This window comes from Pelagerythrobacter rhizovicinus (genome assembly GCF_004135625.1).
Taxonomy (GTDB): domain Bacteria; phylum Pseudomonadota; class Alphaproteobacteria; order Sphingomonadales; family Sphingomonadaceae; genus Pelagerythrobacter; species Pelagerythrobacter rhizovicinus.
In genome coordinates this window covers 1,662,123-1,680,395 of the sequence record NZ_SDPV01000001.1, presented here as the reverse complement: position 1 = coordinate 1,680,395, position 18,273 = coordinate 1,662,123, and the positions used below count along the sequence as shown (strand labels likewise).

The window sequence follows — 18,273 nt, the reverse complement described above, 5'->3', positions numbered from 1 at the left end:
CTACGTCGGAAGCGATCCGGTGAACTTTACCGACCCAACCGGGACGCAAGCAACCGGATGCACGCTCGTGGTCGGCAGCTATACAATTTATGTCTGGGACGAGAACAGGGACGGCATCGGCCAGCCGACCGAGCCGTTTGCGTTTGCACGCCCGAACTTTGTGCCTGAATGCCCGGCTGCAGGCACCGTCGAACTGTCAGAGAGTGCTCTTTCGGGCGAGATATTGGTGGTTGCTACTAAGTTGCAAAGTGATCGGCCAGAATATTGTAGCTATGATTCGCGCTCCCGCATCGGACTAAGCGGAGGTGCTGGAGGTACAGTATTTCTAGGCACAATTGGGGTGTCGATTAATGTCGACATCGGTATAACTGATTTCACCTTTAGTCCTGGCACTCAGGGTTTCGCAAACATCAACCTGACCTACTTGGGCGGTCTAGGCGCCTATGGTGCTGGCGGTGGCAATGCTACTGTCACCGGGAGCACGGGGACCCTGCCGACGGGCGCTAGCTACAACGTGTCAGATGTTTGGGCAGGTGGGGCCGCATATGGCGCTGGTGTCGAGGGAAGCTACACGGATGGAGGAGCATCGCAATCTTTGACTGGAAGTTTGCGTGGAGGCTTGGGAGCATATGGCGCTCGTGGTAAACGGGTGACAGGTGGATTCACTACTCCCCCACTTCCTGGAATTGGATGTTGAGGATGATTGGCATGAGCTGGACTGAATTTCCCTTGTTCGCGAAGGCATTACTGGGGCTTCTTGCGATATTTTGTGTCGCAAATTTTGTTTACTTCGTTTCTGGTGATTCACCATACTCCCAGCGCGACATGATAGCGCTCGTCGTTATCTTCGTCGTGGGATCGGCCATCATTCTTAGCGCAGGTTTCGTTTTTCGACTGTTCAACAAATCGTGATCAATCATCGCGGTGTCGAATGCGAGCGGTGCGCTGCTTGGGGCCAATGCCTATGACGAGTATGGCATCCCTGCCGACGACAACCTCGGGCGGTTCCAATACACCGGGCAGGTGTGGCTGGGGGAAGCGGGCCTCTACTACTACAAGGCTCGTATGTACTCGCCCACCCTCGGCCGGTTCCTCCAGACCGATCCCATCGGATATGCCGATGGGATGAATATGTACAACTATGTGGGAAGCGATCCGATCAACTTCGTCGATCCGTTGGGGCTGGCGCAACAAAAACGTATGGGAGATTCCCTCTGCACGCTAGTAGAGGTAACGGTTGGCGGTACTCGATACGTGGACTGGAAGTGTGACTATGATCCCATCGCTGCTTCGAGTGGCAATCCTCCAGCGGAAGGCTCAACTGGTGGCGAAGGTGCCGTAATTGTGGTTACCGGGACAAGGCCGCAAAATGATGCGCCGTGCCCGGCTGTACCTGGCGAAGTGCCAAGCTATCTATACGGCGATTTCGAACTTGCCATTGATGCCGCCTGGGCAACCGGGGCTGCGCGAAGAGCATCGGCAGCCGCGTACCCGAATCTCACCGGTATAGATGACGCCAGAGATGCGTATCGCCACTTCTACGGAGCGATGACGCTTGCCAGAAAGGCGGGAGGAAGTGCCGCTCTTGGTGCACTAAATGTAAATGACGCTTGGGGGTATAACGTAAGGGGAAGGCTCTTAGGCAGGCCGGGGTACACCGAAGCAGCTAGGAGGATGGACGATCATAACAATTACGTGGGTGTAGCTATGGCGGAGGACCCTCGTTTTTCTGATATGTCTGTAAGCCAGGCGGCGGAGTATGCTATGTCCAACGGCTGCCTGATCACGTCGCCATGAAAAGTACCATCGCCTTCGCTCTTGCCTTAATTTTCTTGGGAGGATGTACCTCCCAAACATCGACGTTCGTTGTCGATAATGAAACCGACGAAACGCTGGAAAATGCAGTTATTTTTCAAGACGATGATGCCACAGAGTTGGGCTCCATAGAGCCAGGTCAAAGCAAGCGTTTGCAGTTCAGAACCTTTTCTGAAAACACTTACACCCTCAAATACATCAGGGGTGGCGAGGAGTTCTCAGCGAACCTTTGCTATCAAGGGGTGAACTACCCCGCCGATGGCGTTGTCACCATTTCCGAAACCGGGCCTAGCATTGTATGTAAATAAGCGCACCGTTTGGCTGTTCTACACGGTGGAGGAAGAGCCAAGGTTGGATTGATCCACGAGAGCAAAATAGAGGCATACGCTCTCCTTGTGAGATAGGTCATAGCCTGTACTTTACTTTTCAGCGAGATAGGCGGCACCCCCTGCCGGTGTATCAAAGCCCAAGACCTCGTTCCCGTCCCAACATGCGCCCCAGCGCCTGCGCGATCCCGCGCGAGCGCTGAAGCTCATCACCAATGCCGCCGTCGAAGCTTCCGGGTGACCACTCGAGCGACCACTCACGGCTAAGGCCGAGTTGACTGGCACGCTTGAATAGGGCTGCCCCCATCTGCGGATCCTTCTCGACCGAGCGCGCCATGGCGGTGAGTCTTTTGTCGGTCGCATCACGCTCTTCGAAATTCTGCCACCCGCCAAGCTGTTCACGCCGCTTGCGCAGATGGCGCCATTCGGCAACGAAGCGATCGGCACGAACCTCAGGATCGGTGCGCCACCTCGCCTGCTGCTCCATCGCTCTAATGGCTCGATCAGTGTTCCCGCCTACCGCCTCCTCGATAAGCTTGAGATCGCCAGAAAATGCATTCTCAAGATCGGTTCGCCCGTGGGTCCGCAGAGCATCGAGCGCTGCGCGGCTTGCGGTCAGTTCAGTGCCCTGTTCCCTGGTGTAGTCCTGACCCAGGGCGTGGGTAGCGCGCATATCGCGCACGATCCGCGCGTGCCGCACGACCGCGGCGGAGAGCTTCGACTGGTGCCTGCGAGCAGCTGCCGCGTACCGGTCGAGAGGACTGAGGGTTTTTCGGGTGCGGGTGGCTTACGGTCCGGCAGCGGCTCCATCCTCAGCTTCAGCCCCGCAAAAGGATCGCGCTTCTTGGCAGGCTCCGGCACCTTGGGCGCCGGCGCATAGTCACGCGCCATATCCTTCGCCCGCTCCCGGCTGAGCATGCGCCCCAGCTTCGCCCGGTCAGCAAAATCATCCCTGCCGTAGTGGAGATCGACCCGGTCGCGGTGCCGCGAGAGCGCGACGTAAGCCGCATGCCGGTCGAGCGCGAGTGTTGCGAGTACATGGACCCGGTCGACCGTCATCCCTTGCGCCTTGTGGATCGTCGCGGCGTAGCCGTGATCGATATCGCGATGTGATCGAAGACCACGCTCCGCCCGTCATCAAGCGCGACCTGCATGCGGGCGCTATCGACGCTTCTGACCGTGCCAAGCGACCCGTTCTTTACGCCCAGGCTACGCTCGTTGCGCAGGAACATGATCCGGTCGCCAAGCGTGAACGTTCGTATGCCGCGGGTCACCTGCAGGGTTGCCTCCTCGCCAAGCTCACCGGTGACCCGCATCCTGGTTCGAGCCGCCTCGTTGAGCGTGCGGACATCCTCGTTGGTGTGCGTGAGGATGATACGGCCGCTCGCCGGCTGCTCCTGCCGATCCCGATCTCAGCGCGCGATCAGTTGCTGGCGTGCCTCGTCACGCGTGGCGGCCGCATGGACATGGCCAGCCTCGTCGTAGGCGGCGATTGCCTCTCCTGTCCGTTCGGTGGCGAGCTTGCGCGTTGCACCGCGCTGCCATCGTCGGAACGGCGGCGATGACGGCAGCCATGCGCCGGCTCGACCGCCTGCTGCCCGCCGGCGAGCGATATCCGCTGCCTCCGCGGGAGATAACCGAACAAGTCCTTCCTGGCCCGTCGTCGAAGTCGACCGCGGACCGTACGATCGCCGCTCATTTCGGGTTCGGCGCGGTCGCGGGTGCGCTGCTCGCCGGCACGAGCGGCGTCAGCCGCACGCGCGCAAGCGTTCTCGGGCCGGCGGTATGGGCGGCCAGCTATCTCGGATGGATTCCGGCCGCCGGGATCCTGCGCCCTGCCACTTCGCATCCCTGGCGGCGAAATGCTCTGATGCTCGGGGTGCACGTGGTCTGGGGGCTGGTGACGGCTGGCACCGCGAAGGAGCTGCTCGCCGCCCGCGGATCCATCTTCGGGCCCGGCGAAACGCGGGACGCGCCGTAACCACGCACAGAGAGCCAGATTACCCGGTGATCTTGGATCCGAGCGGCCGGATTGCAGGACCGTGGAGGACCTCGCCGCTGAGCTCGAACCGGCTGCCGTGGCAGGGGCAGTCCCACGTCCGGTCGGTCTCGTTCCATCCCACGAGGCAGCCCATGTGGCTGCAAACTGCAGAGACGGCGTGCACCGTGCCTTGCTCGTCCTTGAAAGCGGCGACGTTCTCACCATCGATCTTCATGACCGCGGCCTCGCCGGGCGCGAGTTCGCCGAAGCTCTCCGGCTTCTGAGAGAGATGGCCACCGACGAGATGCTTGGCGACGGCCGCGTTCTCCTTGAGGAACTCGGTACCCCCGGCAAGCGGCTTCACCCGCTTAGCGTCGAAGACTTCGATCCACGGATGATCCCTGTCCTGCGCCAGTTCGGCGAGGATCATGCCTGCCGCCGTGCCGTTGCTTATCCCCCAGGCGTCGAACCCGGTAGCGACGAGATAATCCTGCCCTTTGGCCCAGCCCACGAAGGGCGCGCCGTCCATGGGCGTGTAGTCCTCGTTCACCCAGCGATATTCGGCCGGACCTGCGTCGAAATGTTCGGCCAGCCAGCTTTCCAGTTCCTCGAAGGATTTCCTTTCCTCGTCCACATGGCCCGGCTTGAAGGAGGGACCGGTCGCAATGCCATAGACCTCGCCGGTTTCCCATCGATGGGTTCGGATGGAGCGTTTCGGCTGCTCAGCGCTGATGTAGTTGGCGGCGGGGACCCGGCCGATCTTCGCGGCGATTACGGGATGCGCATGGGGGTAGGCCTGCGCGTAGTAGCCACCGATCTGACCGAGCGGCAGATGCGTGGCCATGACCACCACTCGGGCCGATACAGCACCATTGTCGGTCGCCACCCGGGTCGGATCCCAATCGACCACGCGGCTGTTCTCGAAGACGTGGGAGCCGTCGCCCGGGATGGTCGCGGCCAATCCCGCGAGATATTTGACCGGATGGAACTGCCCCTGGTTCTCGAACCGGAGGGCCGCCAGCACCTCGAAGGGCAGGTCGGTATCACGGGCGAGGCTTGCTGGAAGCCCGAGCCTGCGCGCGATCTCCACTTCCTCCTCGATTTTGGAGGCGTAGCTCTGATCGCGCGTGTAAGTAATATGCGGGCGAGCCTCGAGATCGCAATCGATCGACCACTGCGCGGCCAGATCGCGGATCTTCGCGACCCCTGCCTCTTGCGCTTGCGCATAGAGCCTGGCGCTGTCTTCCCCGAACTTCCGGACGAGCGTCTGGTAAACGAGGCCGTGCTGCGACGTGACCTTGGCTGTCGACTTACCCGTGGCCTGCCGGCCCACGCGCCGTGCTTCGACGACTGCGACCGTCAGTCCCGCATCCTTCAGCAGGCGCGCCGTAGTGACGCCAACGATGCCGCCGCCAACCACGGCGACATCCACGGAGACCTCGCCCGAGAGCTCGGGAAATGTGTCCGGGTGTACGGTTTCGTTCCAGTACACTCGCCTTCCAGGCCTCGGCGCTTGGTCATGCATGTTCGCTTCCCTTCTGATTGGCCGTCCGTCTAGGGAAAGCATCTGGAGCGACACCGGGTTCCTCGGAACACACCGGAACACCGAGCGCTCATCGCGAACCTCTGCCGTCATCGTCGGCGTTCGAAGCGGCGGCCTCGACCGCGTCCGTTTCGCAGACCTCCTCGTCGCTGATGATCCTCACGCCGCTTTGGTATGTCAGCCATTGCCAGAACCACTGGATCGAGACGAGCAGCCGCTTCTCGAAGCCGACCAGCAGATAGACGTGCACGAGCGCCCAGAGGATCCAGGCTATCCAGCCCTTCAGGCGATGCCCTCCAAAGTCGAACAGGGCGGCGCTGCGGCCGACCACAGCGGCATTGCCTCTGCTTCTGAACCGGAAGGGCGGCAATGCCGTCCCGCTCTCCAGCTCCGCCGCGAGCGCTTGCCCGAGATAGGTGCCTTGCTGCCTGGCGACCTGCGCCAGCCCGGGAAGCGGCCGCCCGTCTTCGTCCGCTGCGGCCGCGGTATCTCCGATCGCGAACACGCCTGGGCGCCCCTCGACTGCGAGCGTAGCGTCCACCGGCACTCGGCCGAGCCGGTCCGACTCCACGTCGAGCCACGACGCCGCAGGCGACGCGCGGATGCCCGCCGCCCAAACGATGGTGCATGCCGGAATGACTTCGCCGGCGACGGTCACCGTGCCGGGACTGATATTCTCCACCGGCGACTGAACCCGCACCGACACCCCCATCTTCTCGAGACGCCGGTGAGCGTATCGGGCGAGCTCTTCCGGAAACGGCGTGAGGATGCGCTCGCCCGCCTCGAGCAGGATCGTCCTCGCGGTGGTCGGGTCGATGTTGCGAAAGTCGCGGTGCAGGCTGCATCGGGTCAACTCGGCAATCGCGCCGGCCATCTCGACCCCGGTTGCCCCACCTCCAACAATGACCGAGGTCATGTGGGGCTGTTGCTCGTCCGGATCTTTCGTGAGTTCCGCGCGCTCGAGCCCGCGCAATACGCTCGCACGGATGCGGCGCGCGTCTGCCACCGTTTTGAGCCCCGGGGCGACCGACGCCCACCGCTGATTGCCGAAATAGTTGTAGACGGACCCAGTCGCCAGAACGAGTCGGTCGTAGGGGATGTACCCGTCGGAGCCCACCAGCACCCGGCGGCTTGCGACGTCGATCCCCGATACTTCGCCCATAACGACGTCGACATTGTCGTGGCGGCGGAGCACCTTGCGAATGGGCTCCGCGATGTCGGCCGGAGAAAGTGCAGCCGTCGCGACCTGGTAGAGCAGGGGAACAAAGAGGTGATAGTTGTGCCGATCGATGATCGTCACTCTCACGCGCTTGCTTCCTAGCGCTTGCGCGCAAGCGAGGCCGCCAAAGCCCCCACCGACGATGACGACGTGGGGGCAGTCGTGGACGGGGGCCGGTGTGAGATCCATTCGGCCGCGCGACGCCGTTTGTGCCTGCACCACCATCGTTCGGCCTCAGCGGCGGGGGGAGGCGATTATCGGCACGGGAACTTGGACAAATACGAATGTCCGTAGGTGCATGTCGGTGCTCCGCAGGAAAGCCTCCTCGCCTGGTTGAATGCCTCCCACCCCAAGCCGTTCCGCGCACTAAGAACGGTTCGCTTCATGAAGAAGGAGCGTTCAGCCAGGATCGAGTCTGCCTCTACTCTCGAGATTCAATTCGTTCGCGCACGGCTGGGACGATCCGGTCTTGAACCACCCGCCCGTGTCCGCTCGGTTTGCGACGCTGCCCGATTTCCCAACTATCCCTTCCGGTGCGAAGCACCGAGCCGAGGCATCTCGGGCCTTCCCAGACCGTGGCCCGGCGGAGCTCGGGTTCGCTCGCCAGTATGGCGAAGGCCTGATGAGCGTCCTGGCCGTCAAATTCGATCGATTTGGCTCCGCCACTCGCATCGGCTTCAAGACGTAAGATAAAAGTTCGCATGGCACACCTCCGGCGCGCCTCGACGTCGGGGAGCATCGTCCCCTTCGGCAAGATATCGGCTCAACACGATGAAGCGTTCGGCTGCGCAAAAGCTGTGACCACGAGGAGCCGATCGAATGAGCAATGGCAGCCGTCATCACCTATACCATACCGGGATCGAACGACGAATCCCTGGGATTCGCAAGCGCCTTCAATCGCCGACATAGCGGACATTCGCTGGCCAAGTTGGCCTGTCGAAACTTGCCCTCCGGTCGTCTTCCAAACAAAGGCGCAACTGAGCAGCCAGCGCACCGGCGGCTTAAGTTCACGAGAGGGCTGAGTGATCATTCAAACTTTGTAACCTGCCAATGGCTCACGTGCCAAAGTTGTAACAGCAACACCTGCAACAGAAGCTCTTCTCAGGCGTCATCACGCAGTGCTAATCGCTGATGTCGTTAGAGAGCAAGACGTTGATAGGTGCCGCTATTCCTCGTTGTCGGCCGTCAACATGCATTACACCGCGGGCCGATAACTGTTAGTGAAGCAGACTGCATCACACAAAAACGAACGAGACATGCCAATCGTCGTATGACAAATTTCGACCAGTCGGACCGGTCGCTCGACTGCGCCTATCGCACCCAGGGTCTTACGAAGATCTATGGCGAGGGAGCGGCTGCGGTTCACGCGCTGCGCGGCGTCGACCTGGAGATACCGGCCGGCGAAATCGTGGTTCTGCTCGGCCCCTCGGGGAGCGGGAAGTCCACCCTGCTGAACATCATCGGCGGGCTCGATCGGGGCACCGAGGGAACGGTGTGGTTCCGCGACCAGGAACTGAGCGCGATAAGCGATGCCGACCTGACGCGCTATCGGCGGGACAACGTCGGGTTCGTCTTCCAGTTCTACAATCTGATGCCGAGCCTGACGGCGCGCGAGAATGTCGAACTGGTGACCGAGATTGCCGAGGGTTCGATGGAGTCCGGCGAGGCACTCGAACTGGTCGGCCTGCATGAACGGACCGACCATTTCCCGGCTCAGCTTTCGGGCGGCGAGCAGCAGCGGGTGGCGATCGCGCGCGCCGTCGCCAAACGCCCCAAGGTCCTGTTCTGCGACGAGCCCACCGGGGCGCTCGACAGCACGACCGGGCGCACGGTGCTCAAGGTCCTCAAGGACGTCAACGAGACGCTGGGCTCGACAGTTCTGATCGTCACCCACGCGGCGGCAACCGCCGGGATGGCGCACAGGGTGATCCACTTCGCCGATGGCGACATTCGCGAGATCGAGGAGAACGAGACCAGGCTCGACCCGGAGGAGATTGAGTGGTGACGCCACCGTGAGCCCGCTAGACCGCAAGCTGCTGCGCGATCTATGGCGTATCAAGGGGCAGGCCGCGGCGATCGGCGCGGTGATCGCGGTCGGCGTCCTGCTGCTGGTGATGATGACCGGCCTCGTCACCTCGCTCGATGAGACCCGGCAGGCCTACTACGAGCGCTACCGCCTCGCCGACGTCTTCGCGCCGGTTACCCGCGCGCCCGACAGCGTGATCGATGAGCTTGCGGCGCTTCCCGGCGTCGCCGCGGCGGAGGGCCGGGTCGCCGGCTATGCGCTGGTGGATCTGGAAGGGGTCGACTTGCCGATCCAGGCCAGGGTGGTCTCGCTACCCGATTTCGAAGCGCCGCGGCTCAACGACGTCTTCCTGACTGGCGGACGCAGCCTCGATCCGGCCAATCCCGACGAGATCCTGTTGCTGAAAGGCTTTGCCGACGCGCGCGACATCCGGCCGGGCGAATCGCTCGACGTGACGATCCGCGGGGCGCAGCGGGCGTTTCGGGTCGTCGGCCTCGTCCAGGCGCCCGAATTCCTCTACGTGACCGCACCCGGTGAGCTGGCTCCCGACGATGCCCGCTATGCGGTGATCTGGATGAGCCGTGCCACCGCCGGAGCGGCCTACGACATGGAAGGCGCGTTCAACGAGGCGCTGATCTCGCTCGCGCGGGACGCCAGCGAGCCGGCTGTGCTCGAGGCGGTCGACCGGGTGGTCGAACCTTATGGAGGGCTCGGCGCCTACGGTCTCGAGGACCATCTTTCGGATCGCTACGTCAGCGAGGAAATCAACGGCTTGCGCGGCACCAGCACGATCGTCCCGCCGCTGTTCCTCGCGGTGGCGGCGTTCCTGCTCTACATCGTCGTGTCGCGGATGGTGCAGGCCGAGCGCGAGCAGATCGGGCTGATGAAAGCCTTCGGCTACACCAACCTCGAGGTCGGCGCGCACTACTTCAAGCTTATCCTGTTCATCGCCATTGGCGGGGCGATCGTCGGCTGCCTGGCCGGCATCGCGGCGGGACGGGGCATGGTGGTCCTCTATCTGCAGTACTACAAGTTTCCTTTCCTGCTGTTCGAGCTCCGCCCTTCCTCGTTCATCCTCGGCTTTCTGGTCAGCGTCTGCGCGGCATCGGCGGGCGGCCTGCTGGTGCTGCGCGGCGTCTTCGCGCTGACGCCGGCCGTCGCGATGCGGCCTCCGGCACCGGCCGACTACAGCCGCACCGGCCGCGTGGGGCAGGCCATCGCCCGGCTGCTCGACCAGCCTAGCCGGATGGTCATGCGCCGGGTTACGCGGCAGCCTCTCCGCATGGGCGGCGCGGTGCTTGGCATTGCCGCGGGCATGGCGCTCGCAGCGGCGATGACTTCGGTGATGTCGGGCTTCGGCCGGACGATGGACCTCAACTTCAACGTGATCGATCGCAGCGATCTGACCGTCAGCTTCACCGATCCCAAATCGGACAAGACGATCCTCGAACTGCAACGCATTCCGGGCGTGATCGAAGTGGAGCCGGTGCGAAACGTTTCGGTCGTGCTGCGGAACGGATTGATGACCCATCGCGGCGCGGTCGGGGGCCGCGTCATGAACCCTCGCCTCAACCGCGCAGTGACCAGGGATCTCGAGGGGATTGAGATGCGCAAGGAGGGCGTGATCCTCGCCAACTCGCTCGCCGACAAACTCGAGATCGCGCCCGGCGAGGTGCTGACCGTCGAAGTGCGGGAGGGCCGCCAGCCGGTGCTCCACCTGCCGGTCATCGGGACAACGGAGAGCCTGCTCGGTTCCCCGGCCTACATGGAAATCGATGCGCTCAACCGGGCCCTGCGCGAACCGAACCGGGTATCGGGAGCCTCGCTGCGGATCGATTCTGCGCGAAGCGACGCAATCTACCGCGAGCTCAAGGATATGCCGGCCGTCGCCGCGGTCAGCCTGAAGGAGGACGCTCGGGCATCGTTGCAGGAACTGATGGACAGCGGCGCAGGCGCGATGCGCTATGTGATGGCCGGCATTGCCTTCATCATCACTTTCGGCATCGTCTACAATTCGGCGCGCATCGCCCAGGCGGAGCGTGAACGCGATCTCGCCAGCCTGCGCGTGCTCGGCTTTTCGAAAGGGGAGGCGGCGTTCGTGCTGCTGGGCGAGCTGGCGGTGGTGATGTTCGTCGCCCTGCCGGTGGGCGCGCTGCTCGGCTATGCGCTATCATTCGGCATTGCGGCCGGGTTCAGCAGTGACCTCTATCAGATTCCCGCTACCTTCGGGCGAGCGGACTTCGGCACGGCGGTTCTCGCGGTGCTGGGCGCTTCGATCGCCTCGGGGTGGCTGGTGAAGCGCGATGTCGATAGGCTCGAGCTCGTCAGCGCCCTGAAGACCAGAGAGTAACCGGATGGCCCGAAAAAAGACCTCTCGCTTCTATCTGACGGTCGGCGCCGCCGTGCTGCTCGTCCTGCTGCTGATCTACGCCTTCTGGCCGAGCGCGACGATGGTCGACATGGGCACGGTGACGCAGGGGCCGATGCAGCTGACCATCGACGAGGAAGGGCGGACGCGGGTTGATGACAGCTACGCCGTGTCCGCTCCCGCCGCGGGACGGCTGCAAAGGGTCGAGGTGGAGCCGGGCGACCGGGTCATCGGCGGCAGGACGGTTGTCGCGCGCCTGCTCCCCGCCCCCCTCGATCCGCGGGCCCGGGCGCAGGCCCGCGCCGGAGTGGCAATGGCCGAGGCGAGCCTGCGCGCGGCGCGTGAGGAGGCCGCCCGGGCAGCGGCGGAAAGGGAGCTTGCCGCCAACAATCTGGCCCGCGAGCAGAAGTTGTGGGAGCTCGATTCCACCAGCCGCGAAGCGCTCGAAACCGCCCGGCGCGACGCCGCCACCGCCGCCGCTGCCGCCGGCGCGGCCAACGCCACCATCTCGTCGCGGCGCGCCGAGCTGGAGCGTGCTCGCGCGGAGCTCTCGGGCGGAGGCGCCATAGCCATTTTCGCACCCGCTTCGGGCCGCGTGCTCAGCGTCGAGCAGGAAAGCGAGACCACGCTCGCGGCGGGGGCGCCGATCATGGAGGTCGGCAATATCGACGGCGATCTCGAGGTTCTGGTCGAACTTCTCTCGACCGATGCCGTGCAGGTCTCGCCGGGTGACCGGGTACTGATCGACAACTGGGGCGGCGGCGAACCTCTCGAGGGCGAAGTCGCGCGGATCGAACCGCAGGGCTTCACGAAAGTCTCGGCGCTCGGGGTGGAAGAGCAGCGGGTCAACACGATCGTTCGGCTTACCGACCCGCGCATTGGGCAAATCGATCTTGGAAGCGGTTTCCGGGTCGAGGCGCGGATTGTCGTCTGGGAAGACGACGATGCGATCATCGTCCCCTCCAGCGCTCTGTTCAGGGAGCAAGGGGACTGGGCGGTGTTCGTCGTCGCCGATGGAGAGGCCGAGCGCAGAGCAGTCCGGATCGGCCGCAACAACGGCACCCAGGCCCAGGTTATCGAGGGGCTAAACGAGGGCGAGACGGTGATCCTCTATCCCGCCGCCGAGATAACGGACGGCACCTCGGTCGAGCGGCGCAATGTGGAATAGGTCTGTCGCGAAACCGGCATTCGTGGCGGCGGTCTGCCTGTTCCTTGCCGCTTGCGCGGCGCCAAGCGACCAATCGCCCAAGATTGGGGTCGCCATCCCTCCGGCCTTTGTTGCTCCGGCCGGAACCGAAGGGCCGGTGGACGACCGGTGGTGGACGCGGTTCGGCGATCCGCAGCTGACCGGCTTCGTCGAAAGGGCGGTGGCCGACAGCCCCGCGGTCCGTCAGGCGGCGGCGCGCGTCCGCCAGGCGCGGGCACATGCGGACATCGCCGGAGCCGACCGATTGCCACAGGTCGATGCCACGTTCTCGGCGACGAAGCGGCGGCTATCGCTGGAAAGCCTCGGCATCGTCGTGCCGGGCGAAGAAGCCCCGGAGGGGCCCTCGGCCTACACGATCGAGACTTACGACCTGTCGGCAAACGTGAGCTGGGAGATCGACCTGTGGGGCAAGCTGTCAGCCCAGTCCGCCGCCGCACGCGCCGCGTTCCTGAGCAGCGAAGCGAACCTGCAGGCCGCGCGCCAGGCCGTCGCCGCGCAGACGGCTCGCACCTATTTCGCAGTCGTCGAGGCGCAGGATCAGGTCGAACTGGCCGAGGAGACCGCCGCCAACTACGCGGAGGTCGCGCGGCAGATCGGCAATCGGATGGATATCGGCTCCGCCCAGCCCATCGAGGGTGAGCTGGCTGCCGCCAACTTGCGTTCCGCCCGCGCCAATCTCGAACAGCGGCGCGAAACCCTGGCCAGGCTGACGCGCGAGTTCGAGATCATCATGCGCGACTATCCCGACGGCGATGTTGCTGCCGCCGCAAAGCTTCCTCCTGTGCCGCCCGCGCCGCCTGCGGGCGTTCCGGCCGAACTGCTCTCCCGCCGGCCAGACGTTGCCGCTTCGTTGCTCGACCTGCAGGCGGCCGGTTACCGGCTGACCGCGGCCGAACGTTCGTTCCTCCCGAGCATCGAGCTGACCGGCTCGGCCGGCACTTCCAGCATGGAGCTCTCCAACCTCCTCGATCCGGACTTCTTCGTCTGGTCGATCGCCGGACGGTTGCTGCAACCAATTTTTCAGGGCGGGCGCCTGAGGGCGCAGTTCGAACTCCGAGCTGGCGAGCGCGATGAGGCGCTGCAAACTTACGCCGATACCGTGCTGACCGCCTTGTCCGAGGTCGAAACGGCGCTGGCAGTGGAAGAGTTCCTCGTCGGGCAGCAGCGGGAGCTTGCGGCGGCCTCGGCCGCGGCCGAGCGCGCAGTCGAGATTTCCCGCAACCGCTACGAGGTGGGGAAGGAACCCCTCTTGACCCTGCTCGAGAGCCAACAACGCGCGTTGGACGCCCGCTCTACCCTGCTAGCGGTGCACAGGCTGCGCTTGGCCAACCGCGTCGACCTGCATCTCGCTCTCGGAGGAGCCTTCGACAGTGAGAACTCAATGCCGGAAGATGGCGGATCATTGGAATAGGAGCCGCACATATTTGTGGCGCGGCTGCTCGGCCAACGATGGACGGTCCATTGCTTAGCTGAGCGGTAGAACCTGAGCCCCTTGGCGACCGTCCGGTTTCGCTTGCCGACTTGGACAACTGCGCCATCCGGAACCGGCCAAACGTTCACGCAGAAACACCGGGGACGAATGGCGGGTATCAGAGGATGCCTGCGCCCGACCGAATTGCGGACGCTCCGCCCGTCAGGCTGCGTTTCTGGTGACGCAGCCCGTCGGCACAATTCCGGCCCGTTATACGTTGAGCTCACGTGAGAGCCTTCGCACTGCGTTCCGAGGTCTCCTCAACTGTGAGGGGATAAGCAACCCGAGGAGCAGAATGGTGGCGCGTGCGCGCATCAAGGCCGAGCCTCGGGCCAAACGGGGCATCGTCGCCGCTCTGGCGATGCTGGTGTTCGCGCTTTTCGGGATCAGCGCTCCAGCGCCCGCTCAGGAGCAACGCTCCGCGATCGTGCTTGAAGTCGACGGCGCGATCGGGCCGGCCACGGCGGACTATCTGGCGCAGGGCCTTGCGCGCGCGGCAGAAGCGGATGCGCCTTTGGTGATCCTGCGCATGGACACTCCCGGCGGACTCGACACCTCCATGCGCGACATCATCCGCGACATCGTCAGGTCGCCGGTGCCGGTGGCGACTTATGTCAGCCCGAGCGGAGCCCGCGCCGCCAGCGCGGGGGCATACATCCTTTACGCCAGCCATGTCGCCGCGATGGCGCCGGGAACGAACGTGGGGGCCGCAACCCCCGTCCAGCTCGGCAGCATGGCGCCGGCGCAGGACGATGCGCGGGATGGCGAGCCGGCAGGCGAGGCCGCAGCGCCCGCCAACGCGAGCGAAGCCAAAGCGGTGAACGACGCCGTCGCCTACATCCGTTCGCTCGCCGAACTGCGCGGCCGGAACGCGGACTGGGCCGAAGCGGCGGTGCGAACCGCGGATAGCCTGTCGGCCAATGCCGCGCTCGAGGCAGGCGTGATCGAGATCGTCGCCGAGGACCTCGACGACCTCCTCGCGCAGCTCGACGGCCGGAGCGTCAGCGCTGGCGGCGTGGAGCGCACGCTCGAAACGAGCGAACTCGCTCTCACGCGTGTCGAGCCCACCTGGCGGACCGAGCTGCTTGCGGCGATCACCGATCCGAACATCGCGCTGATCCTGATGATGATCGGTGTTTACGGTTTGATGTTCGAGTTCATGAACCCGGGCGCGCTGTACCCGGGAACCATCGGCGCCATCTGCCTGCTGGTCGGGCTCTATGCGCTTGCAGCACTGCCGGTGAACTATGCGGGTATCGCGCTCATCCTTCTCGGCATCGCCTTCATGACGGCGGAAGCGTTCGCGCCCTCCTTCGGCGCGCTCGGCATAGGCGGACTGGTCGCCTTTGTGCTCGGCACGACCATCGTCATCGACAGCGACGTGCCGCAGTTCCAGATCGGCTGGCCGGTCATTGCCGGGGTGGCCGCGTTCAGTGTGGGCACGACAGTGCTCATCGCGCGGCTCGCGGTGACCTCCCACCGGCGACACGTCACGAGCGGCCGCGAAGGGCTGATCGGCATGGTCGGCACCGTCGTGGATTGGAACGGTGAACGAGGGCACGTCTTCGTTAATGGTGAACGTTGGCGGGCGACAGGCGTTGACACGATAGAAGCGGACGATGCGGTGCGCGTCACTGGCGTGCGCAACCTCACGCTGGACGTCGAACCGGCAACCGGCGGAGAACACCGCGGAATGGTGCGGCCCGCGCAACTCACGGAGGAATAGATGGAATATCTCGAGAACTACGCCCTCTACGTGCCGATAGTCATCCTCCTGTTCCTGTTCCTCCTGGCGGCGGTCAAAATCCTGCGCGAATACGAACGAGGCGTGGTGTTCACGCTGGGCCGCTTCACCAGCGTCAAAGGGCCGGGTCTCATCCTGCTCGTGCCGATGGTGCAGCAGATGGTTCGGATGGACTTGCGCACTCTGGTGCTCGACGTTCCCACCCAGGACGTGATCTCACGCGACAATGTCTCCGTGCGTGTGAATGCGGTGATCTACTTCCGCGTGATCGACCCGGAAAATGCGACGATCCAGGTCGAAGACTATATGTCCGCGACCAGCCAGCTCGCCCAGACCACGTTGCGCTCGGTCCTCGGCAAACACGAGCTCGACGAGATGCTTGCCGAGCGGGACAAGCTCAATGCTGATATCCAGGAGATACTCGACTCGCAAACCGACGCGTGGGGCATCAAGGTCGCCAACGTAGAGATCAAACACGTCGACATTGACGAGTCTATGGTCCGCGCGATCGCTCGCCAGGCCGAAGCCGAGCGCGAGCGGCGAGCCAAGGTGATCAACGCCGAGGGCGAGGCACAGGCCGCGGAGAAGTTGCTCGAGGCGGCGCGCATCCTTGGGCAGGCGCCCGAGGCCATGCAGCTGCGCTATCTCTCTACGCTCAATGTGCTGGCTGGCGAGAAGAGCTCGACGATCGTGTTCCCATTTCCAATGGAACTGCGCGATTTCTTCGCCGGTCGCCAGGCTAAGGAGGAAGCCTCCTGAGGCAGCGCCTGGCGCACCGCGTCACTGCCGCGAACTGATGCTGTAAAATCCACCGGCGATGGCCACGGAACCGAGCTTCCAATCAAGAGGTGCCTGGCTGAGCGCGGACCAACGCACCGATCGCTCTTCTGAGACGCGAGGTCCGCCTATGGGCCGTCTTCTGCTTGTCCGGTTTTAGGAACGGAAATTCGGGGAAGCTGACACTCGGCCGACCCGATGATGCCGTCAGCAACCGCGAACTTAGCCGCCGTTCAAGCCGAAAGAATGCTTTCCTGATAGCGGTCGTCTGTTCAAGATTGTGGGCAGGCCGCGCGGCACGTCGTCGACGGACACCGCGTCATCGCTGAGGGCTTCCCGACACCCGATAGCGGCCACGATTTCCGATCACGCGCGCTCGCAATTCTTGCAGCCTTCCGACGCCGGGCTAGAAGCTTTGCGCCACAGGGCCGGGGGGACAGATGAAGGCACAGTTCAGCGAAAAGACCTACGAGAACTATTTCCAGATCGAGCTCGGGCGCCGCACGAGGTACAGTTTCGCGCCTGGTCAGACCGACGAAGCCTATGTCGGTTTCGACGGCGCCTTTCATCTGCCTATGCGCGTGCTCACGGGCATCATCGGCCCCGGCTGGCCAAGGCTCGCCGGCCTGCCGCTCGGCTTGATCCATGATATCGGTGCCAAGCTCGACGGTCGGCTGCCCGGGTTTCGGCTAAATCTTATCATCCAGTACAAGCGACCTCACTACATGTCGCGATCCAACGCGTCCGAATGGTCGAGCTGGAACGGAGCCTACTTTCGCTACGAAACTGAACCGCGCCAGCAGAGCGTGCTCGAAAAGGTCGCCGCCGCGACGGCCGGGCGCGCCGCCGTCGTCTACGCCTCGGCCGCCTTTTGGGAGAACAGCGAGCTGTTCGCCCGCGCACCCGCCCGCACGATCGTTGCGGCCAGCAACATCGCCGAGGTCACGCGGCTGACCGGCCATCATCGCTACAGCTATCAAGATGCCGGTCATTCAGGTGTCGGCCACTCCGCGCCCGAACCCATCGACAGCGAGCCATTCGATGCCATCCTGCGCCGGGGCGAAGACCTCGGGCCACTGCCGTTCACGCGTGCGGAGAAAGATATGCCATCGTCGTCACCGAACGCTACGGCTGCGTCGGCCGGTATCGCCGAGGCACTTGCACCAACAACCGCACGATCAAACGTGCCGAGCTTGAACGGCGGGCGCTCGCAGGCATCGCGGACAAGCTGGTCTCGGCCGACAAGATCGAGGCGGCGGTCGCTGCCTATGCCGCGCACATCGACCAGGAGAACCGCGAGCGGCGCGTTCAGGCAGATGCCGATACCCGTGCGCTCGCAAAGATCGAGCGCGCGATTGCCGGTCTCATGGCAGCGATAGAGGACGGGCTCTATCAACCAGCTATGAAAGCGCGCATGGCCGAGCTGGAGCGCGAGAAGGCTGAGATCACCGCGCGCCTCGCCGAAGGGCCCGCTGATATCCCCGCCGTGCATCCCGGCATTGCCGCGATCTACAAGCGCAAGGTGGCTCGGCTCACTGATACACTCGATGACCCTGACACGCGGCTCGATGCCTCAAGCGACATTCGAACGCTGGTCGGCAAGATCGTGCTGCATCCCGGCGAGAAGCGGGGCCAGGTTCACGCGACGCTGCATGGCTCGCTCATGGGCATTCTCGACTTCGTCAATGACAACCCAGCCCCTGAAGAAGGCCGAGTTATAACATCGGTGGCCCCGCCTTCGCGGGGACGACAGAGTACAACGGAGAGAAGGCGGTTGGCGAACGGGGGCTGAATTC

At 64.0% G+C, this 18,273-nt stretch carries 18 protein-coding genes; 14 read left to right on the top strand and 4 right to left on the bottom strand.

Translation table 11 applies throughout. The features are described 5' to 3' along the window. From ETX26_RS14475 to ETX26_RS08015, 4 genes are all read left to right on the top strand, one after another. Positions 1-697: hypothetical protein (locus ETX26_RS14475; protein WP_404825276.1), on the top strand; the 697-nt coding region annotated here is incomplete at its 5' end. A gap of 11 nt (positions 698-708) precedes the next feature. Continuing rightward, positions 709-912, top strand: coding sequence for a hypothetical protein (locus ETX26_RS14470; RefSeq protein ID WP_129524064.1), 204 nt, complete (start codon positions 709-711; stop codon positions 910-912). A gap of 12 nt (positions 913-924) precedes the next feature. Continuing rightward, on the top strand, positions 925-1,797 hold the full coding sequence (locus tag ETX26_RS08020) for an RHS repeat-associated core domain-containing protein (protein WP_225425549.1): 873 nt from the start codon (positions 925-927) through the stop codon (positions 1,795-1,797). After that, positions 1,794-2,123, top strand: coding sequence for a putative periplasmic lipoprotein (locus ETX26_RS08015; protein ID WP_129524063.1), 330 nt, complete (start codon positions 1,794-1,796; stop codon positions 2,121-2,123). Before ETX26_RS08020 ends, ETX26_RS08015 begins: the two co-directional genes overlap by 4 nt. Positions 2,124-2,274: 151 nt before the next feature. Here the strand turns inward: ETX26_RS08015 and ETX26_RS08010 are convergent, their stop codons facing one another. Next, the gene (locus ETX26_RS08010) at positions 2,275-2,823 is read right to left on the bottom strand and encodes a hypothetical protein (protein WP_129524062.1); all 549 of its coding nucleotides are present in this window, start codon (positions 2,821-2,823) and stop codon (positions 2,275-2,277) included. Continuing rightward, positions 2,757-3,200 carry a hypothetical protein gene (locus ETX26_RS14550; protein WP_318531652.1) on the bottom strand — a complete coding sequence of 148 codons (444 nt, stop codon included), beginning with the start codon at positions 3,198-3,200 and terminating at the stop codon, positions 2,757-2,759. The genes ETX26_RS08010 and ETX26_RS14550 overlap by 67 nt, the downstream gene beginning before the upstream one ends. A 50-nt stretch (positions 3,201-3,250) precedes the next feature. Between ETX26_RS14550 and ETX26_RS14545 the strand changes: the two genes are divergently transcribed. Further along, positions 3,251-3,706, top strand: coding sequence for a hypothetical protein (locus ETX26_RS14545; RefSeq protein WP_318531651.1), 456 nt, complete (start codon positions 3,251-3,253; stop codon positions 3,704-3,706). Then, a complete protein-coding gene (locus ETX26_RS08000; RefSeq protein ID WP_225425548.1) occupies positions 3,670-4,122 on the top strand; it encodes a hypothetical protein in 453 nt (150 codons plus the stop codon). Before ETX26_RS14545 ends, ETX26_RS08000 begins: the two co-directional genes overlap by 37 nt. Positions 4,123-4,141: 19 nt before the next feature. On the opposite strand, the gene ETX26_RS07995 is transcribed toward ETX26_RS08000, so the two are convergent. Both ETX26_RS07995 and ETX26_RS07990 read right to left on the bottom strand, forming a co-directional pair. Continuing rightward, positions 4,142-5,614, bottom strand: coding sequence for an FAD-dependent oxidoreductase (locus ETX26_RS07995; RefSeq protein ID WP_165271720.1), 1,473 nt, complete (start codon positions 5,612-5,614; stop codon positions 4,142-4,144). A gap of 121 nt (positions 5,615-5,735) precedes the next feature. Then, positions 5,736-7,109: an NAD(P)/FAD-dependent oxidoreductase gene (locus tag ETX26_RS07990; protein WP_225425547.1), complete on the bottom strand. Its 1,374-nt coding sequence runs from the start codon at positions 7,107-7,109 to the stop codon at positions 5,736-5,738. A gap of 1,045 nt (positions 7,110-8,154) precedes the next feature. Here ETX26_RS07990 and ETX26_RS07985 point away from each other — a divergent pair. The 8 genes from ETX26_RS07985 to ETX26_RS07950 all read left to right on the top strand — a co-directional run bounded on the left by ETX26_RS07985 (position 8,155) and on the right by ETX26_RS07950 (position 18,269). Next, complete coding sequence (locus tag ETX26_RS07985) at positions 8,155-8,889, top strand: ABC transporter ATP-binding protein (protein WP_129524060.1); 735 nt, start codon at positions 8,155-8,157, stop codon at positions 8,887-8,889. A gap of 7 nt (positions 8,890-8,896) precedes the next feature. Then, a complete protein-coding gene (locus tag ETX26_RS07980) occupies positions 8,897-11,260 on the top strand; it encodes an ABC transporter permease (RefSeq protein WP_225425546.1) in 2,364 nt (787 codons plus the stop codon). Positions 11,261-11,264: 4 nt separating this feature from the next. After that, positions 11,265-12,446, top strand: coding sequence for an efflux RND transporter periplasmic adaptor subunit (locus tag ETX26_RS07975; protein ID WP_129524058.1), 1,182 nt, complete (start codon positions 11,265-11,267; stop codon positions 12,444-12,446). After that, positions 12,436-13,896: an efflux transporter outer membrane subunit gene (locus ETX26_RS07970; RefSeq protein ID WP_129524057.1), complete on the top strand. Its 1,461-nt coding sequence runs from the start codon at positions 12,436-12,438 to the stop codon at positions 13,894-13,896. Before ETX26_RS07975 ends, ETX26_RS07970 begins: the two co-directional genes overlap by 11 nt. A gap of 355 nt (positions 13,897-14,251) precedes the next feature. After that, positions 14,252-15,682, top strand: a complete 1,431-nt coding sequence (locus ETX26_RS07965) for an NfeD family protein (RefSeq protein ID WP_129524056.1) — start codon at positions 14,252-14,254, stop codon at positions 15,680-15,682. After that, positions 15,683-16,459 (top strand): slipin family protein, encoded by a 777-nt coding sequence (locus tag ETX26_RS07960; protein ID WP_129524055.1) that lies wholly within the window; start codon positions 15,683-15,685, stop codon positions 16,457-16,459. 458 nt (positions 16,460-16,917) lie between these two features. Further along, positions 16,918-17,856 carry a hypothetical protein gene (locus tag ETX26_RS07955; RefSeq protein WP_129524054.1) on the top strand — a complete coding sequence of 313 codons (939 nt, stop codon included), beginning with the start codon at positions 16,918-16,920 and terminating at the stop codon, positions 17,854-17,856. Between the two features lie 35 nt (positions 17,857-17,891). Continuing rightward, positions 17,892-18,269 carry a hypothetical protein gene (locus ETX26_RS07950; RefSeq protein ID WP_129524053.1) on the top strand — a complete coding sequence of 126 codons (378 nt, stop codon included), beginning with the start codon at positions 17,892-17,894 and terminating at the stop codon, positions 18,267-18,269. Positions 18,270-18,273 lie beyond the last annotated feature (4 nt).